Origin of the sequence: Zoogloea sp. (genome assembly GCF_023150065.1) — a bacterium.
In the GTDB taxonomy this organism is placed as follows: Bacteria; Pseudomonadota; Gammaproteobacteria; order Burkholderiales; family Rhodocyclaceae; genus Zoogloea.
Map to the genome: position 1 here is coordinate 1 of NZ_JAKLLN010000136.1, position 659 is coordinate 659.

Annotated in this window: 1 pseudogene; it reads right to left on the reverse strand. The window is 70.4% G+C overall.

The annotated features are described in order from the left end of the window. Positions 1-418: pseudogene (locus L6Q67_RS23885) on the reverse strand (tRNA (uridine(54)-C5)-methyltransferase TrmA); the annotation flags it as partial. Positions 419-659 lie beyond the last annotated feature (241 nt).

A 659-nucleotide genomic window follows, 5' to 3' on the forward strand; every position in this document is an offset into this window, starting at 1 on the left:
GCCCGGACGCGGCGGCCTGCCAGGCCTCGTCGAGCGGGCGGTGATAGACGAGGGTGATCATGAGCTCGCCGGAGAGCGTGGCCTGGAAGTCGACCTGGAAGATCTTGCGCTTGAGCGGCTCGCTGGCCATCAGCGCGTCGCGCAGGCGCGGCATCGCGGCGGCGATGGGGGGCGCGGCGGGCGGGAAGGCGTCGAGCACGATGACCTGCTTCGGGTCGGCCGGGTCGAACATCGCGTAGTCGACGCGCTCGCCGGTGTGCCACATGCGGAACTCGGCGCGCAGGCGGTAGGCCTGGGGCTCGGAGGTGAAGACCTCTGGCTCGGGCAGGTCGAAGGCGGCGAAGTCGGCCTTGTAGCGGGCAACTTTGTCGGCCAGCTGTTGCGGGTAGTCGGCGGGATCGAAACTGGGCAGGGGCATGTCGCACACGGCCCGGCCCACGGCCGAACCGATCAAAGGGGGGATGAGGCCCGGAATATACGCCTGTCGGTGAGCCGCGGGGAAACCCGTGCCGTGCGGCAGCAGGCGGACGGCCGCCGCCCCTCCGGGCGGGAAACCTCAGATCAGCCGGACCTGCCAGCGATACCACTTGGCCGACATCAGCGCTGCCAGGGCCTTGGCCATTGCTTCGAGGCGGGCGTCGAAGGCGCCGTCCTTGCCA